This window comes from Ancylobacter aquaticus, assembly GCF_004339465.1.
Lineage (GTDB): Bacteria > Pseudomonadota > Alphaproteobacteria > Rhizobiales > Xanthobacteraceae > Ancylobacter > Ancylobacter aquaticus.
The window spans coordinates 417945-438315 of sequence record NZ_SMFY01000003.1; the positions used below are offsets into that span (position 1 = coordinate 417945).

20 protein-coding genes are annotated in these 20371 nt (G+C 67.1%); 12 read left to right on the forward strand and 8 right to left on the reverse strand.

The genetic code is table 11. The features are described from left to right. Window positions 1-588: a hypoxanthine phosphoribosyltransferase gene (gene hpt, locus EV667_RS17910; RefSeq protein WP_131836696.1), complete on the reverse strand. Its 588-nt coding sequence runs from the start codon at window positions 586-588 to the stop codon at window positions 1-3. Between the two features lie 205 nt (window positions 589-793). Between hpt and ftsE the strand changes: the two genes are divergently transcribed. The 4 genes from ftsE (at window position 794) to EV667_RS17930 (ending at window position 3588) form a co-directional block, all read left to right on the forward strand. Beyond that, the gene (gene ftsE, locus EV667_RS17915) at window positions 794-1453 is read left to right on the forward strand and encodes a cell division ATP-binding protein FtsE (RefSeq protein WP_091442379.1); all 660 of its coding nucleotides are present in this window, start codon (window positions 794-796) and stop codon (window positions 1451-1453) included. After that, window positions 1446-2480 (forward strand): cell division protein FtsX, encoded by a 1035-nt coding sequence (locus EV667_RS17920; protein ID WP_245516239.1) that lies wholly within the window; start codon window positions 1446-1448, stop codon window positions 2478-2480. The genes ftsE and EV667_RS17920 overlap by 8 nt, the downstream gene beginning before the upstream one ends. Before the next feature lie 8 nt (window positions 2481-2488). Beyond that, window positions 2489-3175, forward strand: a complete 687-nt coding sequence (locus tag EV667_RS17925) for a YdcF family protein (protein ID WP_131836697.1) — start codon at window positions 2489-2491, stop codon at window positions 3173-3175. An 89-nt stretch (window positions 3176-3264) separates the two neighbouring features. Continuing rightward, window positions 3265-3588 carry a hypothetical protein gene (locus EV667_RS17930; RefSeq protein ID WP_131836698.1) on the forward strand — a complete coding sequence of 108 codons (324 nt, stop codon included), beginning with the start codon at window positions 3265-3267 and terminating at the stop codon, window positions 3586-3588. Between the two features lie 60 nt (window positions 3589-3648). On the opposite strand, the gene EV667_RS17935 is transcribed toward EV667_RS17930, so the two are convergent. Continuing rightward, the gene (locus EV667_RS17935) at window positions 3649-4206 is read right to left on the reverse strand and encodes a gamma-glutamylcyclotransferase (protein WP_131836699.1); all 558 of its coding nucleotides are present in this window, start codon (window positions 4204-4206) and stop codon (window positions 3649-3651) included. A gap of 204 nt (window positions 4207-4410) precedes the next feature. Here EV667_RS17935 and EV667_RS17940 point away from each other — a divergent pair, with 204 nt between their 5' ends. After that, window positions 4411-5502, forward strand: coding sequence for a DUF2125 domain-containing protein (locus EV667_RS17940; protein WP_131836700.1), 1092 nt, complete (start codon window positions 4411-4413; stop codon window positions 5500-5502). A gap of 107 nt (window positions 5503-5609) precedes the next feature. On the opposite strand, the gene edd is transcribed toward EV667_RS17940, so the two are convergent. The 3 genes from edd to zwf form a co-directional block, all read right to left on the reverse strand. Beyond that, on the reverse strand, window positions 5610-7448 hold the full coding sequence (gene edd / locus EV667_RS17945) for a phosphogluconate dehydratase (RefSeq protein ID WP_131836701.1): 1839 nt from the start codon (window positions 7446-7448) through the stop codon (window positions 5610-5612). Window positions 7449-7541: 93 nt separating this feature from the next. After that, a complete protein-coding gene (pgl, locus tag EV667_RS17950) occupies window positions 7542-8234 on the reverse strand; it encodes a 6-phosphogluconolactonase (RefSeq protein WP_131836702.1) in 693 nt (230 codons plus the stop codon). Window positions 8235-8411: 177 nt separating this feature from the next. Continuing rightward, complete coding sequence (gene zwf / locus EV667_RS17955; protein WP_131836703.1) at window positions 8412-9887, reverse strand: glucose-6-phosphate dehydrogenase; 1476 nt, start codon at window positions 9885-9887, stop codon at window positions 8412-8414. Between the two features lie 739 nt (window positions 9888-10626). Between zwf and EV667_RS17960 the strand changes: the two genes are divergently transcribed. From EV667_RS17960 to EV667_RS17985, 6 genes are all read left to right on the forward strand, one after another. Then, window positions 10627-11637: a Bug family tripartite tricarboxylate transporter substrate binding protein gene (locus EV667_RS17960; protein WP_131836704.1), complete on the forward strand. Its 1011-nt coding sequence runs from the start codon at window positions 10627-10629 to the stop codon at window positions 11635-11637. 225 nt (window positions 11638-11862) lie between these two features. After that, entirely contained in the window at window positions 11863-12363 is a 501-nt protein-coding gene (locus tag EV667_RS17965) for a tripartite tricarboxylate transporter TctB family protein (protein ID WP_131836705.1), read from the forward strand. A gap of 53 nt (window positions 12364-12416) precedes the next feature. Continuing rightward, window positions 12417-13931 carry a tripartite tricarboxylate transporter permease gene (locus tag EV667_RS17970; RefSeq protein ID WP_131836706.1) on the forward strand — a complete coding sequence of 505 codons (1515 nt, stop codon included), beginning with the start codon at window positions 12417-12419 and terminating at the stop codon, window positions 13929-13931. A gap of 332 nt (window positions 13932-14263) precedes the next feature. Continuing rightward, the gene (locus EV667_RS17975; protein ID WP_131836707.1) at window positions 14264-14992 is read left to right on the forward strand and encodes a GntR family transcriptional regulator; all 729 of its coding nucleotides are present in this window, start codon (window positions 14264-14266) and stop codon (window positions 14990-14992) included. 268 nt (window positions 14993-15260) lie between these two features. Next, window positions 15261-15722 carry a tellurite resistance TerB family protein gene (locus EV667_RS17980; protein WP_131836708.1) on the forward strand — a complete coding sequence of 154 codons (462 nt, stop codon included), beginning with the start codon at window positions 15261-15263 and terminating at the stop codon, window positions 15720-15722. 107 nt (window positions 15723-15829) lie between these two features. Then, a complete protein-coding gene (locus tag EV667_RS17985) occupies window positions 15830-16597 on the forward strand; it encodes a glutamine amidotransferase (RefSeq protein ID WP_131836709.1) in 768 nt (255 codons plus the stop codon). Window positions 16598-16862: 265 nt separating this feature from the next. Here EV667_RS17985 and EV667_RS17990 read toward each other — a convergent pair whose 3' ends face one another. From EV667_RS17990 to EV667_RS18000, 3 genes are all read right to left on the reverse strand, one after another. After that, complete coding sequence (locus EV667_RS17990) at window positions 16863-17327, reverse strand: Ros/MucR family transcriptional regulator (protein WP_131836710.1); 465 nt, start codon at window positions 17325-17327, stop codon at window positions 16863-16865. 406 nt (window positions 17328-17733) lie between these two features. After that, complete coding sequence (locus EV667_RS17995; RefSeq protein ID WP_131836711.1) at window positions 17734-18378, reverse strand: TenA family protein; 645 nt, start codon at window positions 18376-18378, stop codon at window positions 17734-17736. 96 nt (window positions 18379-18474) lie between these two features. Continuing rightward, complete coding sequence (locus EV667_RS18000; RefSeq protein ID WP_131836712.1) at window positions 18475-19275, reverse strand: SDR family oxidoreductase; 801 nt, start codon at window positions 19273-19275, stop codon at window positions 18475-18477. A 238-nt stretch (window positions 19276-19513) separates the two neighbouring features. Between EV667_RS18000 and pucL the strand changes: the two genes are divergently transcribed. Next, window positions 19514-20353, forward strand: coding sequence for a factor-independent urate hydroxylase (pucL, locus tag EV667_RS18005; protein WP_131836713.1), 840 nt, complete (start codon window positions 19514-19516; stop codon window positions 20351-20353). The last annotated feature ends 18 nt before the right edge of the window (window positions 20354-20371 follow it).

Below are 20371 nucleotides of genomic sequence, written 5' to 3' on the forward strand. Positions count from 1 at the left end.
CTACTTCTCCGCCTCGGGGATATAGCCGATGAAGGGCAACTGGCGGAACGCATGCGAGACGTCCATGCCATAGCCGACGACGAAATAATCCGGGCAGGGAAAGCCGATGAAATCCGCCGTTATCTGCACCGCGCGCTTGTGCGGCTTTTCCAGCAGTACGGCGACCATGACCCGCCGCGCGCCGCGCGCCGCCAGCAGGTCCTTGGCAAAGGCCAGCGTCCGGCCCGATTCGAGGATGTCGTCGATCAGCAGCACGTCGCGCCCGCGCACATCAGTCTCGATGTCGCGCAGCACCGTCACCTGGCCGGAGGAGACGCGCGCGTCTCGATAGCTCGACAGGGTGATGAATTCCACCTCCGGCGCGAGTCCCGCATTGTGCATGGCGCGGATGAGATCGGCGGCAAAGACGAAGCTTCCCTTCAGCACCGCGAGGACCACCAGCTTCTCCGGCGCGGCAGCGACAATCTCGTCGACCAGTTCGCGGTTGCGGGCGGCGATGGTCTCGGCGTCGAACAGCACCTCGATTCGGGCGTCGCGATAGGTGGGGCCGACGTCGGCGGGTGTCGGGGCGGCATTTTCTTCGGTCATCGACTTCCTCTCGCGCGGCAGGTGGCGCACGCTGTTGGTGCACCCTGTGCTTCGCCGAGCAGGATGAACGGGCCGTCACCGCGCGTCCAGCGGGGTTTCCTGCTACCAGCGGGGGCTCCCGTCTTTTGCGACGGCGCGCACACGCTATGTTAGAGGTCGCGCCGTCAGAATCAGCGGGGGGCAGTCTCCGCCGAAGGATTGAGTCTTGGTTCGCTTCGAAAATGTCGGCCTGCGCTACGGCATGGGCCCGGAGGTGCTGCGGGATGTCACCTTTGGCATTCCTCCGCACTCCTTCCAGTTCCTCACCGGCCCCTCCGGTGCGGGCAAGACCACGTTGCTGCGGCTGCTTTTCCTGTCGCTGCGGCCGACGCGCGGCCTTGTCACGGTGTTCGGCCGCGATGCCGCCAAGCTCGCCCCCGACGAGACAGCGGCGCTGCGCCAGCGCATCGGCATCGTGTTCCAGGATTTCCGCCTGCTAGACCATTTGAGCACCTATGAGAATGTCGCCCTGCCGCTGCGCGTGCAGGGGCGGGAGGAGGCGACCTATCGCGCCGAGGTGACCGAGCTTCTGCAATGGGTGGGGCTGGGCGAGCGCATGCATGTGCTTCCCCCTGTGCTGTCGGGCGGCGAGAAGCAGCGCGCCGCCATCGCGCGGGCGCTGATCAGCCGGCCGGAAATCCTGCTGGCGGACGAGCCGACCGGCAATGTCGATCCCAGCCTGGCGCGACGCTTGCTGCGCCTGTTCCTGGAACTGCATAAAAGCGGCACCTCGGTTCTGATCGCCACCCATGACATCGGGCTGATGGACCAGTTCGACGCGCGCCGTCTCGTCATCAATCAGGGACGCCTGACCGTCTATGACTGAACATCGAACGAGCGCCTCGGGACGGCTGGCGGCGATGGCCGGGCGTTTGCGCGCGCCGGCCGCCGCCAGCGCAGAACAGGCGGCCAAGCCCGGCCCGGGTCCGTCGCGCTCCGGCCCCACCCCGCCGATCCGATCGGCGGTGCAGCGGCCGATCGTGCCCGGCGCGACGGTGACGGCGCGGGCGCTGATCGCGGTGATCGCGATCATGACATTTCTGGCCGGCATCACCATCGGCGCGGTCTCGGCGGTCAGCAATGTCGCGGCCGAATGGTCCGCCGACATCGCGCGCGAGGCGACGATCGAGATCAAGCCGGGTGACGGCCTCGATATCGAGGCCGCACTCGCCAGGGCGGTGGAACTGGCGAAGGCCACGCCCGGTGTGGCGGACGCGCAGGCGCTAGACCCTGCCGCCACGTCGAAGCTGCTGGAGCCGTGGCTCGGCACCGGGCTCGACCTCGCGAACCTGCCGGTGCCGAGGCTGATCACGGTGACGCTCGCCGGTACGGCCGATGCCCAGACGATGCCGGCCCTGCGTGCCGAACTCGCCCGGCAAGTGCCCTCCGCCACACTCGACGATCACCGTGTGTGGGCGGAGCGGCTGGCCACCACGACGCGGACGGCGATGGCGATCGGGCTCGCCGTGCTGGCGCTGGTTGCCGCCGCCACCGTGCTTTGCGTGACGGTGGCCACGCGCGCGGCGGTGGACGCCGCCCGCTTCGTGGTGGAGGTGCTGCATTTCGTCGGCGCTCGGGATGTCTTCATCGTGTCGGAATTCCAGCGCCATTTCCTTACCGTCGGGCTCAAGGGCGCGGCCATCGGCGGCGGCGCGGCCATTGCGCTGTTCTTCCTCGGCTCGACCCTGCCGTCCTGGCTGAGCTTCGACCAGCAGATCGACACGCTGGTGGGGGCGATCACCATCGACGCGCGCGGCTACGGCGGCATTGTGGGTGTCGCGGTGCTGGTGGCGCTGGTGACGACGCTCACCTCGCGCCTCACCGTCTACCGCACCTTGCGCGGCATCAGCTAGGCAACGCCGTGGCTACCCTCTCCCCCACCGATCCCGCCCATGCGCCGAACCGGCCGGCCCGCCGGCGTCTGGTCCGCCTTTTCTGGATGCTGGCCGCCGTGCCGCTGGCGGCCTTCCTTGCCTTGCTCGTGGGCTTCGCGATTTTTGTCGCCGGGATCGAGGGGCGCGAGGCGCAGGCCGGGCGACGCGCCGACGGCATCGTCGTCCTGACCGGCGGGTCGGAGCGCATCATCGACGCCACCAACCTCCTGCTTGAGGGGCGGGGAAAGCGCCTGCTCATCACCGGCGTCCACCCCGACACCACGCTGGACGAAATCGTGCGGACGGTGCCGGCGACGCGGGAGGCGCTGGAATGCTGCGTCGAACTTGGCCGCTCGGCCCTGAACACCCAGGGCAACGCGATCGAGACGGGGGAGTGGGCGCGGGCGAACCATTTTCGTTCGCTCCTGGTGGTGACGTCGGCCTGGCACATGCCGCGCGCGCTGGTGGAACTGCGCCGCACCACGGCGGGGATCACGCTCGTACCGTATCCGGTGGTGCCGCGGCGGCCGGACGCCAGCCCCCAGGCGCCGCTGGCCAGCCTGCGGCTGCTGGCGGTCGAGTATGTGAAGTTCCTTGCCGCCTCTCTCGGGGTGCGCGCCTGGCCGGCGGTGACATCGCAATTGCGTGAGGCAGGCCGGTTGCCGCCACCCTGACAGGCGTTGTCAAGGGAACCTTCAGCATCTTCGCGGATTCCTCCACAGGCAGAGTTGACGCCGCAACCAGATGTTCTAGATTTGTTCCCATGATGACACGCGACACGCTACGCTTTGATTCGCTGCAGGATGCCGGTCCGCTCAGCGCCAGCGGTTTGCTGGCGCGGCGCTTCCGACTTTGGCGCGGCATGGATGGACGTCGTCAGATGTACTCCGTCTATGCCGCCGAAGAGGCACCCGACTATCCCGCCGCCATCGCCATCGCGGTGCGGATGGAAGGTACGCGCCGCATCCCGGTGTGGACCGGCCCCGCCGGGGCCAAGGCGCGAAGTGCCGCCATGGCCACCGGGGCGCAGGAAATTCACCTGCGCATCCTGCCCGACGCCGAAAGCGGCACGCTCGCACCGATGTGAGCGGCAGGGGCGTGCACGTGCTCCGCGCGACGGCCTCGGGCGAAGGCTCCGCGCAAATACTCAGAGCCGTTCGACCAGCCAGCGCAGTTCCCGGTCGCGGATGCCGAGTTCGGCCAGGTGCCGGGCGGTGGCGGTGACATAATCGGCATTCGGCCCGCCTATGCCTTGACCTTGCCGGATCAGATGCAGCCGCTCCTCGGCGGTGATCTGCCCGGCATATTGGGCGTGGCCGCGATCGACCAGAAACACCACGGCCGGCACCGTTCGTGCGCTCCCATCCTTCAGCCACACACGCCGCACCGCCTCGCGATAGATGTTCGTCACCTGCTCGCGCTCGCGCAGATAGGCGAGCGTCGCTTCCGCCGCGTCCGCCGCCACGCGGAAGGCAATGCCGACGCAGGCGCCGCCGCGATCGAGGCCGAGCACCAGGCCGGGCTTTTCCGGCGTTCCCCGCCAGTGGACCGATTTCACGCAGAAGGAACGATGCGCGCCGATGAGCTTGCCCGGCAGCCGCTCCTCATAGGCAAAGCCCGGATTCCACATCAGCGAGCCATAGCCGAAGACCCAGAGCGGTTCGCCGGGGGCGGGAGGATGGGCGAGAAGGCCGGCGGCGGGCATGGCGGGCACCTGCAAGAGGGCGGAATCGGGCAAGGGCGGCAACAGGCTTTGCTTGCGCGACCGGGCGGCATGGCGCAAGGGGCGCGGCTGGCCTAAACAAATGGCTGCTGTTGCCCACCTTGCCCACCCCAGCCCAGCGCCCCGCCTTAAGCCTGCCGCATCGACGGCAGAGCGTGCGCCGCCCCTGACCCCCGGAGTTGCTGCATGAGCGTGTCCGACGTCCATCCCGATCCTGCCGCATCCCGGCGCCGCCGGTGGCTGATCGCGCTGCCTTTCGCGCTCATCGTCGTGGTCGGCATCGGCTGGTCGTTCGCCTGGAACTGGAGCGCCGAGCGGGCGTCGGCGGAAATCGACGCCTGGATCGTGCGCGAGGCGGCGGATGGGCGGGCCTGGAACTGCGCCAACCGCGAACTCGGCGGCTTTCCCTTCCGCTTCGAGCTGATCTGCACCGCGCCCAGCGTGACCTTCGCCGGCCCCGCCGAGTGGACGGCTCGCATGACCCGTGCCCATGCGGTGGCACAGGTGTGGAATCCGCGCCACATCATCGCCGAGTTCGAGGGGCCCTCCGTGCTGACCGAGACCTCGACCGGCCGTGAGATCACCGCGAACTGGTCGCTGCTGCAGGTGAGCGGCGTGGGCAGCGAGGGGCGGGCCGAGCGCGCCTCCGTCGCCGCCAATGACTACACGCTGGCCGAGGGCGGCACGACGGTGTTCTCCGCCCGCCATGTGGAACTGCATGTGCGCCACCATCCCGGCGAGGCGATGGGCACGCTGGACATCGCTCTCGGCTTTACCGGCGCCAGTGGCATGGCGCTGAGTACCCCACAGGCGCGCACCTCCGGCGTCGCGATGGCCCAGGCGGCGGCCCTCGCGGCAAAGTCCATCGACGGCGAGCTGCAGGCGACGCTCACGCAGGTGCCGCCTTTCCGCACCATGCCGGCGGCCCAGCGCCTGGCGCTGTGGCAGCAGGCGGGCGGGCGGATCAACCTGGAACTGGCGCGCGTCACCGGGGGCGGGGGCGCGCTCAGCGCCTCGGGCGATCTTGGCCTCGACGCCCAGCACCGCCCGGACGGGCGGCTCGACCTCGCGGTGGTGAAGGCCCAGCCGCTGTTCGCGGCGATGGCCGAGGCCGGGCTGATGCCGGATTTCCTCGCCAATCTCGCCCCGGCGATGATGATGGCGGGGATGCCGACCACGGTGGACGGGCAGAAGGCGAGCTCGTTCCCCTTCGCCTTCCGCGACGGGCGGGTGATGCTCGGCGTGCTGCCGCTCGGCAAGATCGGCCCGCTCTACTGAGGCCGGGCTGCGGGCCTCGATGACCATCCTTCGAGGCCCGGCCGACGGCGGGCACCTCGGCATGACGACGCGCCCGGCGGAACGACGTTGATCCCGACCGGGGACGCTCACACCGCGAAGATGCTGGCCCCGGTGTCGGCCGTGCCGACGGCGGCGCGGAAGGCGGCGAACAACTCGCGCCCGACGCCGACATGCGAGGGGGCGAGATTGGCCGGGGCGGGCGCCCGCTCGGCCCAGACTTCCGGTTCGACCAAGACCCTCAGCGTGCCATCGACGGCGTCGAGCCGGATCATGTCGCCATTGCGGATCAGCGCGATGGCCCCGCCATCGGCGGCCTCCGGGGTGACGTGGATGGCCGCCGGCACTTTGCCGGACGCGCCCGACAGTCGCCCGTCGGTGACGAGCGCGACCTTGTGGCCACGGTCCTGAAGCACGCCGAGCGGCGGCATCAGCTTGTGCAGTTCCGGCATGCCGTTGGCCTTCGGGCCCTGGAAGCGCACCACGGCGATGAAATCGCCTGTGAGCGACCCCGCCTTGAACGCCGCCTGAAGTTCCTCCTGGCTGTGGAACACGCGGGCGGGCGCCTCGATGATATGGCGCTCCGGCGCGATGGCGGAGGTCTTGATAACGGCCCTGCCCAGTTCGCCGGCGAGAAGCTTGAGCCCGCCGGTCGACTGGAACGGCGCCCCGGCACCGCGCAGCACCGCCTCGTCGCCACTCGCCGCGGTGCCTTCGCGCCAGCCGAGCGTGCCGTCCGCAAGCAGCATCGGCTCCTGCGTATAGGCGTCGAGCCCGCCGCCCCACACGGTTTCCACGTCGCGGTGCAGCTTGCCATCGGAGATGAGCTCGCGGATGACATAGCCCATGCCGCCGGCGGCATGGAAATGGTTCACATCGGCCTTGCCATTGGGGTAGACGCGGCAAAGCAGGGGAGTGACGTCGGCAAGGTCGGAAAAATCGTCCCAGGTGAGCCGGATGCCTGCCGCCGCCGCCATGGCGACGATGTGCAGCGTGTGGTTGGTGGAGCCTCCGGTGGCATGCAGGCCGACAATGCCGTTCACGAACGCCTTCTCGTCCAGCATGCGGCCGACCGGCACATAGTCGTTGCCGAGCGCGGTCATTGCCATGGCGCGCTCCGCCGCCGCCGTGGTCAGCGCGTCGCGCAGCGGCGTGTTGGGATTGACGAAGGAGGCGCCGGGCAGGTGCAGGCCCATGATCTCCATCATCATCTGGTTGGTGTTGGCGGTGCCGTAGAAGGTGCAGGTGCCCGGCCCGTGATAGGACTGGCTCTCGGCCTCCATAAGCGCCTCGCGCCCAACCTTGCCCTCGGCGAAGAGCTGGCGGATCTTCGCCTTCTCGTCGTTCGGCAGGCCCGAGGTCATCGGCCCGGCCGGGATGAACACCGTCGGCAGATGGCCGAAGGACAGCGCGCCGATGATGAGGCCGGGCACGATCTTGTCGCAGATGCCCAGAAACACGGCGGCGTCGAAGGTCTGGTGCGAGAGGGCGACGGCGGTCGAGAGCGCGATCACGTCGCGCGAGAACAGCGACAGTTCCATGCCGGCCTCGCCCTGGGTGACGCCGTCGCACATGGCGGGCACGCCGCCGGCCACCTGCGCGGTGCCGCCGGCGCGGCGCGCCGCAGTTCGGATCAACTCGGGATAGGTCTCATAAGGCTGGTGGGCGGAGAGCATGTCGTTATAGGCGGTGACGATGCCGAGATTGGCGCCCGGGCCCTCGCGCAGCATGGCCTTGTCCGAGGGGCCGCAGGCGGCGAAGCCGTGCGCCTGGTTGGCGCAGCCGAGCTTCGCCCGGCTCGGCCCGCGCTCGGCCGCCAGGGCGATCCGTTCCAGATAGCGCCCGCGGGCGTCGCGCGAGCGCACCGCAATGCGCTCCGTAACCTCGCCGACGCGGGCATTCACGCTGGACGGAATGGCATTGGCCATGCGGCTCTCCTCAGAAGCGTCAGCGGCCGGCGATTCCGGCCGCTCGGTGATGGCCGGCGGCCCGGGCGGGCAGCCGGAGGGGTGGTGCCGGCGTCAGGGGCACCAGAAGATGTCGAGCCTGGGCCGGGCCCGCAGGACGGCGCGGATGGGCATTTCGGTCGCCGGTCCCTCGCCCAGTGCCTTCTCCAGCACCGGCTTCTTGGCCTCGCCCTCGATGTGCAAGGCGAGCGCGTCGGCGCCCAGCAGCACGGGCAAGGTGAGGGTGATGCGCGGCTCGCCGGCATCGGGGGCGCGCATCGGAATGAGGCCGAGCGCCGCGTCGGGGTCTATCGCCTCTTCCAGATGGTCGCCATTGGGGAAGAATGAGGCGGTATGGCCGTCATCGCCCATGCCGAGAATGGCGCAGGCGAGCGGCCAGGACATTTCCTCCAGCGCCTCGTTGACCGCGAACAGGCCGTCTTCCGGCGTCGGCGCGTCATTGGCGAGCGGGATGAATTTAGCCGCCGCCGCGTTGTTCTGCATTAGATGCTGGCGGACCAGCCGCGCGTTGGAACGATCGGAGGTCTCGCGCACCCAGCGCTCGTCGACCAGGGTGACGGCGATCTTCTCCCAGGGCAGGTCGCGGGTGGAAAGTTCCTCGAAGAAGCGGGTAGGGGTACGCCCGCCGGAAACCGCGAGGCTGGCATAGCCGCTGCGGGCCACGCGCGCGCTCAGCGCCGCGCCGACGAAATCGGCCACCGCGCGCGCCACCTCGGCGCTGTCCTTCAATTCGTGCAGTTCCGGCATGCTCGCGCAGTCTCCCTCTCGCGCCGGCCCGAAGCCGGCTCCTTTACCGATGGCGGCGCGAGGCCGCGCCATCCCCAGTATAGGGCAGTTATGCGACGACTGGAGCCCGGCCGCCGCACGTCCCGTTGAGCGCCCACACGTCCCGGCGGGGCGCCGTCTTCAAGCCACAGGCGCCGGTCAGGCGCCGTCTTCCAGCCACGTGCGGCCGTCGCGCTCGATAAGGGCGATGGCGGCCGAGGGGCCCCAGGTGCCGGCGGTGTACGGTCGCGGTGGTTCCTTGGCGCCACGCCACGCCTGCAGGATCGGGTCCACCCATTTCCACGCCGCCTCGACCTCGTCGCGGCGCATGAACAGGGTCTGGTTGCCGCGCACCACGTCGAGGATGAGGCGTTCATAGGCGTCCGGGTTGCGGACCTTGAACGCCTTGGCGAAGCTCATGTCGAGCGGCACATGGGTGAGGCGGATGCCGCCGGGACCGGGATCCTTGATCATCAGCCACAGCTTCACGCCCTCGTCGGGCTGGAGGCGGATGACCAGACGGTTCGATTCGATCGGCCCGACATTGGCGTCGAACACCGAATGCGGCACCGGCTTGAATCCGACCACGATTTCCGAGACCCGCGAGGCGAGCCGCTTGCCGGTGCGCAGGTAGAAGGGCACGCCGGCCCAGCGCCAGTTCTCCACCTCGGCCTTCACCGCGACGAAGGTCTCGGTGTGGCTGGTGGAGGAGCCGAGCTCGTCGAGATAGCCCGACACCGCCCCGCCGGCCGAGGCGCCGGCGCGGTACTGGCCGCGCACGGTGACGGCCGCCATGTTCTGGTCGTCGATCGGCTTGAGGGCGCGCAGAACCTTCAGCTTCTCATCGCGCACCGCGTCGGCGTCGAGCGAGGCGGGCGGCTCCATGGCAACGAGGCAGAGCAGTTGCAGGATGTGGTTCTGCACCATGTCGCGCATCGCGCCCGCGGTGTCGTAATAGCCGGCCCGTTCCTCCACGCCGAGGGCTTCGGCGACGGTGATCTGCACATGGTCGATATGGGCGTTGTTCCACAGCGGCTCGAAAAGGGCGTTGGCGAAGCGCAGCGCCATCAGGTTCTGGACCGTCTCCTTCCCGAGATAATGGTCGATGCGGTAGACGCGGTCTTCCGGGAAGATGCGGCCGATCTGCTCATTGAGCGCCACGGCGGATTTGAGATCCTTGCCGATCGGCTTCTCGATGACGACGCGGCCATTGCGGGAGAGCCCGTATTTGCCCAGCCGCTCGCAGATCGGCCCGAACAGATGCGGGGCCGTGGCGAGATAATAGACCGGGATATGGTCCGGGAACGCCTCGACGCGCTGCGCCAGCTCCGGCCAGCCGCCATCGGCGTCGGCATCGGCGGCGACATAGGACAGGCGGGCGAGGAAGCGATCCACCTCCGGCCCTTCGAGCTCGCTCGCCGGGATGTGGTCGCTCAGCGCCTGGCGGGCGAAAGCGCGGAACTGGTCGTCGCTCAGCGCGCGGCGCGAGACACCGATGATGGTGGCATCGTCGGGAAGCTGGCCATCGAGATCGCGATGAAAGAGCGCCGGGATCAGCTTGCGGCGGGCAAGGTCGCCGGTCGCCCCGAAGACGGTGAGGGTGAAGGGAGCCACCGGAATCACGCGGCTGGTCATCTGATCAGTGTCTCCTTGATGTCCCGCAGCCGGGACGGGAGGTGGGTCGGTCCATAGTCGCGCCACGGTAGGCGCGGGAGCCGCTTCACCTGACTCCTAGCAAAAACGATTCCGCGCCGCGACCCGGGGCGGCGGGGAGGGACGCCATCGCCCCGATTTCCCGTGCGGTGCCGGCTGGAACGCCGGTCCGGACCACAGGGAATCCGCAGTCCGCTTCCACATATCTGTGTTGCACCGCAACAATATGGCGACAAAGTGGGCGAGCGCAGGGCGAAATCAGGCGAAGTGCGGGCACTCATGTATTCGCGCGGCAGCGGGCACGAGGGCAAGAGAGCCGCAACCTGGGGTCCCCGCGGCCCTGCGCATGCCCGGGAGGTTCGTCAGCGCCGCAGCGGAAGCCTGTGAAAAAAGGCTTTCTGGTCAATGGTTTGAGTAATAACATATTCACTCACACATTATGAATTATTACGTATACCAAGAGCGGTATGCCAAATACATAATAACCAAAATACGTAATGCCAATTGACCTTGCGGCGCAACATTGAACTTTAGAATTAGCACTTGGCTTCGGCTTATTCTTGGTACAAGTTATTCCACAGAATATCCGGCGGAGAGACACAACAATATCGCCGGTTATCGAGGTCCCGCCCCGTCCCCGGACGCGAGGTGAGACCCAAACAAAGAGCCGACCAGTCACTGAGTCGGCCGTTCGCCAAACCCTTTGGGAAGGAAACGCCAAATGAAACATCTGCATGCTCTCGGCCTCGGTGCCGTGACCGCTCTTGGCATGACGGCCCTGTCCATGCTGCCCGCCGCAGCCGCCTGGGAGCCCACCAAGCCGGTCGAGTTCATCGTGCCCGCAGGCACCGGCGGCGGCGCCGACCAGATGGCCCGTACGCTCCAGGGCATCATCGCCAAGCATGACCTGATGTCGACCCAGCTGGTCGTCATCAACAAGTCCGGCGGCGCCGGCGGCGAGGGCTTCCTCGACGTGAAGAGCAACAAGGGCAATCCGCACAAGATCGTCATCTCGCTCTCCAACCTGTTCACCACCCCGCTCGCCACCGGCATTCCCTTCAACTGGAAGGACCTGACCCCGGTCGCGATGCTGGCGCTCGACGAGTTCGTGCTGTGGGTGAACGCCGAGGCGCCCTACAAGACCGCCAAGGAATACGAAGACGCCATCAAGGCGGCGCCGGACAACACCTTCAAGATGGGTGGTACCGGCTCCAAGCAGGAAGACCAGATCATCACCGTCGCCATCCAGAAGGCGCTCGGCAAGAAGCTGACCTACATCCCCTACAAGGGCGGCGGCGAGGTTGCGGTGCAGCTGGTCGGCGGGCACATCAATTCGAGCGTGAACAACCCGATCGAGGCCGTCTCCCAGTGGCGCGGCGACAAGGTTCGCCCGCTCTGCGTGTTCGACTCGAAGACCCTGCCCTACACCGACAAGATCCAGGGCGACCTGTCCTGGTCCTCGGTTCCGACCTGCAAGTCGGAAGGTCTCGACGTGGAATATCTGATGCTGCGCGGCGTCTTCATGCCCCCGGGCGTGACCGACGAGCAGGTCGCCTACTTCGTCGATCTGTTCAAGCGCGTTCGCGAGACCCCCGAGTGGAAGCAGCTGATGAAGGATGGCGCGTTCAACCAGACCTTCATGGCGGGCGACGAGTTCAAGGCGTGGCTTGACCAGGCCGAGACGACCCACAAGGGCCTGATGCAGGAAGCGGGCTTCATCGCCGGCAACTGATGCGCCACGACTGGCGCCTACGCCCGAGAACAGCCGGCCGATAGCCGACTGCGGAATCTGCGAGAATCGTGGAAACACGGCGAAGGGCGGGGGATCGAAAGGTCCTCCGCCTGGCCGCCCCCGGGCCTGAGACGAACACCCTAGCAGCGATTGAGCCTCCAACACGCCGCCGACGGGGTAGTCCCGCCGGGTGGTCTTTTGCGCGAATTTTTTCGGAGAATCTTGATGGAACAGGCTCACCACGGAGCCGGAGCTGGACCCAGGCAACGTGCCGTCGAGATCGGCACGGCACTGCTGACCATGCTGTTCGGCCTCATTGTCATTTATGGCAGCGTCATCGTCGGCTCCGGGTGGGGTTCGGACGGTCCGCAGGCCGGATTCTTTCCCTTCTATGTCGGGCTCATCATCTGCATCTGCAGCCTGATCAACCTTGTCATGGCGCTGCGCGAGGCGGATTCGGGCCTGTTCGCGGAATGGGGCCAACTCGGCCAGGTGCTGCGGGTGCTGATTCCGGCGACGATCTATGTCGCGCTGATCCCGTTCCTCGGCATCTACCTTCCGTCGTTCCTGCTCATCGTCGTGTTCATGACCTGGCTGGGCAAATACGGCTTCCCGCTTTCGCTGGCGGTCGCTGTCGGTGTGCCCGCGTTCTTCTACCTGACGCTTGAGCGCTGGTTCCTGATCCCCCTCCCCAAGGGGCCGATCGAGGCGATGCTCGGACTCTGAACGCCAACAGATAAGACGGGGCCGGTTGCGGCCGCTCCCAGGGAAACGCGCCCATGATCGTCGACAATTTCATCAACCTCTATCACGGCTTCTACATAGCCGGCGATCCGTTCAACATCCTGCTGATGGTGATCGGTATCCTGCTCGGTGTGATCATCGGCGTGCTGCCGGGACTGGGCGGAGCCAACGGCGTCGCCATCCTGCTGCCGCTGACCTTCTCGATGTCGCCCACCTCGGCGATCATCCTTCTGACCTGCATCTACTGGGGCGCGCTGTTTGGCGGCGCCATCACCTCGGTCCTGTTCAACATTCCGGGCGAACCCTGGTCCGTGGCGACGACCTTCGACGGTCATCCCATGGCCCGCTCGGGACGGGCAGGCGAGGCACTGACCGCCGCCTTCACCTCGTCCTTCGTCGGCGCCTTCTTCGCCATCGTGATGATTACTCTCATCGCGCCGCTGGTCGCCCAGTTCGCGTTGCAGTTCGGTCCAGCCGAAAAATTCGCGGTGTACTTCCTCGCCTTTGCCTCCTTCGTCGGCATGAGCAAGGAACCGCCGGCCAAGACCATCGTGTCGATGATGATCGGCTTCGCCCTCGCGGCGGTCGGCCTCGACATGGTGACCGGCCAGCTGCGCCTGACCTTCGGCGTTACCGAGCTGCTCAACGGCTTCGACTTCCTGATCGCGGTCATCGGCCTGTTCGGCATCGGTGAAATCCTGCTCACCATGGAAGAGGGCCTGGAGTTCCGCGGCAAGGCGGCGAAGATCGACCCGAAGATCGTGTGGAAGACCTGGAAGACGCTGCCCAAATACTGGGCCACGTCTCTGCGCTCCTGCATCATCGGCTGCTGGATGGGCATCACGCCCGCCGGTGCGACGCCGGCCTCCTTCATGGCCTATGGCATCGCCAAGCGCGTGTCGAAGAACGGCAAGAACTTCGGCAATGGCGAAATCGAGGGCGTCGTGGCCCCCGAGACCGCCGCGCACGCCGCCGGCACCGCCGCCATGCTTCCCATGCTGGCGCTGGGCGTTCCCGGCTCGCCGACCGCCGCGGTTCTGCTCGGCGGCCTGCTGATCTGGGGTCTGCAGCCCGGTCCGATGCTGTTCGTCGAACAGGCTGAATTCGTGTGGGGCCTCATCGCCTCCATGTATCTCGGCAACATCGTCGGCCTCATTCTGGTGCTGACCACGGTGCCGCTGTTTGCCTCGATCCTGCGCATTCCGTTCTCGATCATCGCCCCGGTGATCCTGGTGATCTGCGCCATCGGTGCCTACACGGTGAACAACAACGTGTTCGACGTGCTGATGATGATGGTGTTCGGCGTCCTCGGCTATCTGCTGAAGAAGACGAACTACCCGCTGGCGCCCCTGGTGCTGGCCATCGTTCTCGGCGACAGCGCCGAGGAAGCCTTCCGTCAGTCCCTGCTCGGCTCGGGCGGTTCGCTCGCGGTGTTCTGGTCGAACCCGCTGGTGTCGACCATCATGGGCCTCGGCCTCATCGCCGGCCTGTGGCCGCTGATCGCCATGGCCTTCGCCAAGCTGCGTGGTAACACCACCCAGCCGGCCTGAACCCGGCACTGAAATGGCCCGCCGCGCTTTTTGTGCGGCGGGCTCTGTCGCAAGAAGGATGACCTTGCGTCATCCCTCTCGCGGCGCCCAGGCGAAGGGCGGGGCCAATCGCTCTTCCGCCGAATCCCTCGCCCCCGGAGAGGGAAATCGGGCCATCAACGGTCGCGGGACACTCCGCCGCCCGAGCCACGCACCAGAAGGTGGCCGGCGGACGGAAGCGCGAACCGGCGTTTCGGGGGACGGGAGGCAACGCCAATGATCTATGCCGATACGAAGCTTCATCGCCGATGCCTTGGGCCGGTGCTCAGCGGCCGGCTGGGGATGGACGCATCATGATGAGCGTCGAAAGCACCATTCGACGGGTCAATGGAGGAGCGGCCAAGCTCTCCGTGGCGCCGCTCGAGGACACGTCCACCTTCAAGAACCGCGCCTATGCCGCGCTCAAGGAGGTGATTGTCTCGCTCAACATCTACGACCAGTCCAACGAGGTGCGCCTCGACGAGCGCCAGCTCGCCCAGAGCCTCGGGGTCAGCCGCACCCCGGTGCGCGAGGCGATGGCGCAACTTGAACGCGAGGGCTTCGTGCATTCCGTGCCACGGCGCGGCATTTATGTCGTGCGCAAGACCCGGCGCGAAGTGATCGAGATGATCCAGGTCTGGGCCGCGCTGGAAAGCCTCGCGGCGCGGCTGATCACGGTCCACGCCAGCGACGAGGAGATCGGCCGGCTGCGGCAGATGTTCGCCACCTTCGACGAGGCCGGCGGCCCGCACGCCAAGCTCGACGAGTATTCGGAAGTGAACATCCATTTTCACCAGACGATCATCGCCATGGGTGGCAATGGCATCCTGGTCAATCTGGCGGAAAACCTGTTCACCCACATGCGGATGATCCGCCGCAAGACCATCGGCGAGGAGAACCGGGCCGACCGTTCGATCCAGGATCATCTGGCCATCATCCAGGCGCTCGAAGCGCGCGATACCGACGCGGCCGAGGTGCTGGTGCGCAATCACGCGCTGGGGCTGGCCGACCACGTCTCGCGCTACGCCGACTATCTCGAATAGGGCGGCGCCTGCGCCGCGCGTCGGCACGCCCCACACGCACACTCGACCCGGCGGGTTCCTCGACCCCGCCGGGCTTTTTTGCTTGCGGCGCCCTGCGGCCTGACGCGTGGAGGTGTGGCGCGGCTGCACCGACGCGGCAGCTTCGGTCGCGCGCGGCCGGGCCGCCGTTGCGCCCCCGCAATGATTGCGTTACCCACGGTTCAGGTCCGCCGCGGGACCTCATCCCATTGCTGAACCGACCGACCCGCCGCAGGAGGAGCCGCCCGGCATGCTGCGCTCGCTGACCGATTTCATTGCCGAGATTGCCGGCGGCGCTCGCGAGGCTTCCGCCTTTGCCGAGAACGACTACCGGCTGGCGGCTGCCGCCCTGCTGGTGCATGTGGTGACGATCGACGGCGTGATCGGCGCCGACGAGATGGACAAGCTGCGCCGCCTCCTCGCCGCCCGCTTCGCGCTCTCCGAGGACGACGCCGAAAAGCTGCTCGAAGCCGCCATCGCCCGCGATGCCGAGGCTGTCGATCTCTACGCCTTCACCAGCGTGCTGAACCGCGCCATGGACGAAGAAGGCCGTCGCCGGGTGGTGGAGATGATGTTCGAGGTCGCCTATGCCGATGGCGGGTTGACCGAGTTCGAGGACAACCTGGTCTGGCGCGCGGCCGAATTGCTCAACATCACTTCGCGCGACCGGGTGGATATTCGCAAGCGCGTGCGGGACACCTTCGAGGGCTGAATGCCTGCCCCGCGCTGGCGAGGGGTTGAGCCGCAGGCCGAATCGTGGCGTCATCCTTGCTTGCGGGAGGCTCGGCACTCCCGCCCGGTTCCCGCCGCACCGAGATCATGGCTTTCGCAGAGACCCCGCTCCCCATTCTGATCGTGCTCCATCAGGAGCATTCCTCCCCCGGCCGCGTCGGAAGGCTGCTGGCCGAGCGGGGGCACCGGCTCGACATAAGGCGGCCGTGCCTGGGCGAAGCGCTGCCGCCCACGCTCGCCGGCCATGCCGGAGCGGTGGTGTTCGGCGGCCCGCAAAGCGCCAATGACTGCCACGACTATGTGCGGGCCGAGATCGACTGGATCGGCGTGCCGCTGCGCGAGGGCAAGCCCTATCTCGGCATTTGCCTCGGCGCGCAGATGCTGGCGCGCCATCTCGGCGCCCGCGTCGCGCCGCACCCCGAAGGGCTGGTCGAGATCGGCTACTACCCGATCCGCGCCACCGATGCCGGCACGCAGATGCTGCGCGATCCGGCCACGCCGCCACCCGCCGGCCCGGCGCACTGGCCCGATCATGTCTATCATTGGCACCGCGAGGGCTTCGAGCTCGCCGCAGGGGCGGAACTGCTCGCCGAAGGGCCGACCTTCCCCAACCAGGCCTTCCGCTACGGCGCCGGCGCCTATGGCATCCAGTTTCATCCGGAAGTCACGCATCACATGATGTGCCGGTGGACGGTGCGGGGTGTCGAAAGGCTTGCCCTGCCGGGCGCCCGCCCGCGCCGGGCGCATTTCACCGACCGGCTGCAGCATGATGCGCGCATTCGGCTGTGGCTGGAGGCCTTCGTCGAGCACTGGCTGGCGGGGGATGCCGCCTTGTCCCCTTCCGCCGGCCGCTGAGCTGCCGCCGGCCGCTCTGCCCCAGCCGCGCGGGACGGCGCGAGACGGGCTGCAGAGCCCGGCGTCGGCGGGCAACGTAAAACGCAAAGAAAAGGCCGCGTCGACACCTGCCGACGCGGCCTTCTTCATTTGCGTACACCTGAAGCACTCTCCGCGAACAGCGATAGAACTTCGCGACGAGAACAGGCTCCGCATTATCGCGTAGAGAGCCGGGGCGGCGACAAACCGGCCGCCGCCATCACCGGCTTCAGGCGCAGTGTCAGCCTCAGGCGACCTTCTTGGCGCGGCCGCGCGGCTTGGCCACCGGGCCCGGCACCGGCTTCTTGCGCTGCTGGCCGAGACCCATCTTCTTCGCGAGGTTTGAGCGCGCTTCAGCATAGCTGGGCGCGACCATCGGATAATCGTTCGGCAGGCCCCACTTGGCGCGGTATTCCTCGGGCGTCATATTGTACTTGGTGCGAAGATGACGCTTCAGCGACTTGAACTTGAGCCCGTCTTCGAGGCAGATGATATATTCCGGCGTCACCGACTTCTTCACCGGGACGGCAGGCTTCAAGATCTCTTCGACGACGGCCGGAACGGGAGCGGAGAGACGAAGCAGGGCGCCATGCACCTTGGCGATCAGATCCGGAAGTTCGGCGGCGGGCACCGAGTTGTTGCCGACGAAAGCCGCAACGACATCCGCGGTGAGGCCGAGATAGTCGGCCGACACGCTTTCCTGCTCAGACATTTATTTTCTCCATTGAATCTGCCATCGATTTAACATCAAACGTGGAAACGTCAATAAGCAATCGACAAGCAAAGCGGCGTGTTTGTGGCAGTTTCTTCGTTGCGAACTGAAAACTTCGCGGCAGCACCTTTATTGCCGAAGGCTTCCGGCATCACGGCGCGCTGTTGCGGCGGCCCTTGGGCAAGTCGAATGAAGTCCCGCAGTGGCAAAGGGTTTTAGCGTCGACCGATCGTGCCGCCCGCCAATACGACAGGGTGCTCCTGTACTGCCGCGCAGATGCGTTGCCCGAAGGGAAAAGGCTCCGCGAAAGACTCCACAACCAGAGCGACGCGCACAATTTCTTGATGAGCGTCGCCTCGAAGTACAATCCTCGGACGTCCGGGGTTGCGTGGCGAGCTTTGTCGAATCACTCGTAGATGTGATCGAAGAAAGCCCGCTCCAGCGTTACGGCGCGGCGGAAGAAGGCGGAGGCATCGGCCCGGCCGGCGGCGTCGGTAGCCGCGCCGATGCGATTCAGCTCGCCGCGCAACCAGGTGACGAAGCTGCGAAAACCGTCATTATTGTGCAGGGTGATCCATTCCGCATGCACGAAGTCGGGCGGAAGCTTTTCACCCGGCCGGTCGGCCCAGCTCAAGTAGATCCATTCGGCCACGGTGAGCACGGCTAGGCAACTGCCATAGTTCCGGCTGGCGGCGGCGTCCTTCATCAGGGCCTGGAAGCCGGATGTCGGCGCCGTCAGCACCGGGTGGGCGCGCTCGGCTTCCGGTACGCCAAGCGAGACGAAGGCCCGCTGGAAATAGGTGTTCTCGTCGCTGGTGATCATCGCCGCGAATTGAGCGAGGCGGATGCGCGAGTCGAAACGGTCGGCGGTGGCGATCGCCATGCCCAGCAGGGCGACAAAGCCGTCGATGAACTGGTAGTCTTGGGTCAGATAGCGGCGCATGACCTCGGGCGGCACCGCGCCGGCGAAGATCTCCCGGACAAAACGATGATCGACGCAGGCCTGCCAGTCCTGCGCGTTTTCCTGGCGCAGTTCATCGCTGAAGCTCATCCGTTTTTCTCCGCTCTGGCCAGTCCTGCGCGGCTGTCTAAAGCGTTTTGCGTCGGAGAGAAATCACCCGGGCCGAAAAGATGCCGTGGCGACGAACTACATTCTTATCGACTGGCCGCCATCGACGACGAGGACATGGCCGTTGACGAAGGACGCTTCGTCCGACGCCAGGAACACGGCAGCCGCACCGATTTCCTGGGGCTGCCCCCAGCGGCCGAGCGGCACGCGGATGTCGACAAAGGCCGAGAAAGTGGCATCGCCGACCAGGCCGGCATTGGTTTCTGTGGCAAACATGCCGGGGGCGATGGCGTTGCTGGTGATGCCCAGCCGGGCATAATCGACCGCCAGCGCCCGCATCAGCCCGCCGAGCCCCGCCTTGGCGGCGGTGTAGACCGGGTCATGCCGGTTGGCGATGTGGGCAGCGATGGAAGTGACGGTGATCAGCCGGCCATGCCGGTGCGCCGCCATGTGCTCGGCCGCTTCGCGCGCCAGCAGCATCGGGCCGACGAGATCGGTCGCGATGAGCGCCTCGACCTCTCCCGGCGCGAAGTCTTTCAGCGGCCGACGGTCGCGGGCGCCCACATTGTTGACCAGTATGTCGAGCCGGCCCTGTTCCGCGACGATGGAGGCGATCGCCGCGCGCCCGGCGGCCGGGTCGGCAACGTCGAAGGGGGCAATAGCGACCGGGCGGCCGGTGGCTGTGGCGAGGGCGCTTGCCGCCGCCTGCAGTCGGCCGGCGTGGCGGCCATTGATCACCACCTGCGCGCCGGCGGCGGCAAGCGCCTTCGCCATCTCGAAGCCGAGCCCACGTCCCGCTCCGGTGACGAGGGCGATGCGCCCGTCGAGACGGAAGGGGCGCGGCAGAAGATCGGGAGCGGGATCGGCGGAAGTGGTCATGGGGAACTCGGCTTGAACCGGCGGGCGTGCATGTTCACCCAGCCGGCAGGCCAGCGCCACCCGCTTCCGCGCCGGACGCGGGCGCGCGTCGATCGCCTCGCCCGCCAGCGTTAGCGCTGCGGCGTTTCGGTCCAATCGGTCTGGATGGCTTTCGCGCGACGTGCCGCAGTGCCAGACTGGCACTGGTTTCGCATGCGCAACCGTTTAGCCGACGATCCGCACCCGGGGGACAGTGCCCATGCCGCTCATTTCCAACAGCTATGGCAAGGGCCGCGTGCGCATCATGCGGGTGCAGCGCGACAGCGCGCGCCACGAGGTGCGCGAATTATCCGTGCAGGCGATGCTCACCGGCGATTTCGCCGCTGCGTATACGCAGGGCGACAACCGGCAGGTGATCGCCACGGATACGATCAAGAACATCATCAACATCGTCGCGCGCGACCATGTCTCGGCAGAGAACGAGGTGTTCGCCGGCGCGCTGGCACAGTATTTCCTAGACCGCTACCCCCATGTCGGCGGCGTGGAGGTCTCGGCCCACGAGACGAAATGGCGGCGCATCGAGGTCGAGGGCACCCCACATGACCATGCCTTCGTGCTCGACGGCAATGGCAAGCCCATCGTGACGCTGGCGGCCACCCGCGAGGGCAGCCGCCTGTCCTCCGGCGTCGACGGCTTTACCGTCCTCAAGACCACCCAGTCGGGCTGGGAAGACTACTGGTTCGACGAGGCGACGACGCTGAAGCCGACCGCCGACCGGCTGTTCGCCACGGCGATGGACGCGCAATGGCTGTGGAGCGGCGTACCTGCGAGCTATGCGGCGGCCAATGCGGCGGTGCTGGACGCGGCACTAAAGGTTTTCGCCACCACCTACAGCCCCGGCGTGCAGGCGACCCTCTACCAGATGGGCGAGGCCGTGCTGGCGGCGGTGCCGGAGGTGGCGCAGATCGCCATGGCCTGCCCGAACAAGCACTACCTTCCGATCGACCTCTCGCCCTTCGGCCGCGCCTTTGACGGGCAGGTGTTCACCCCGACCGACGAGCCGCACGGACAGATCGTCTGTACCGTGGGGCGCGGCTGAGCGGGCGCGGGGACGGCG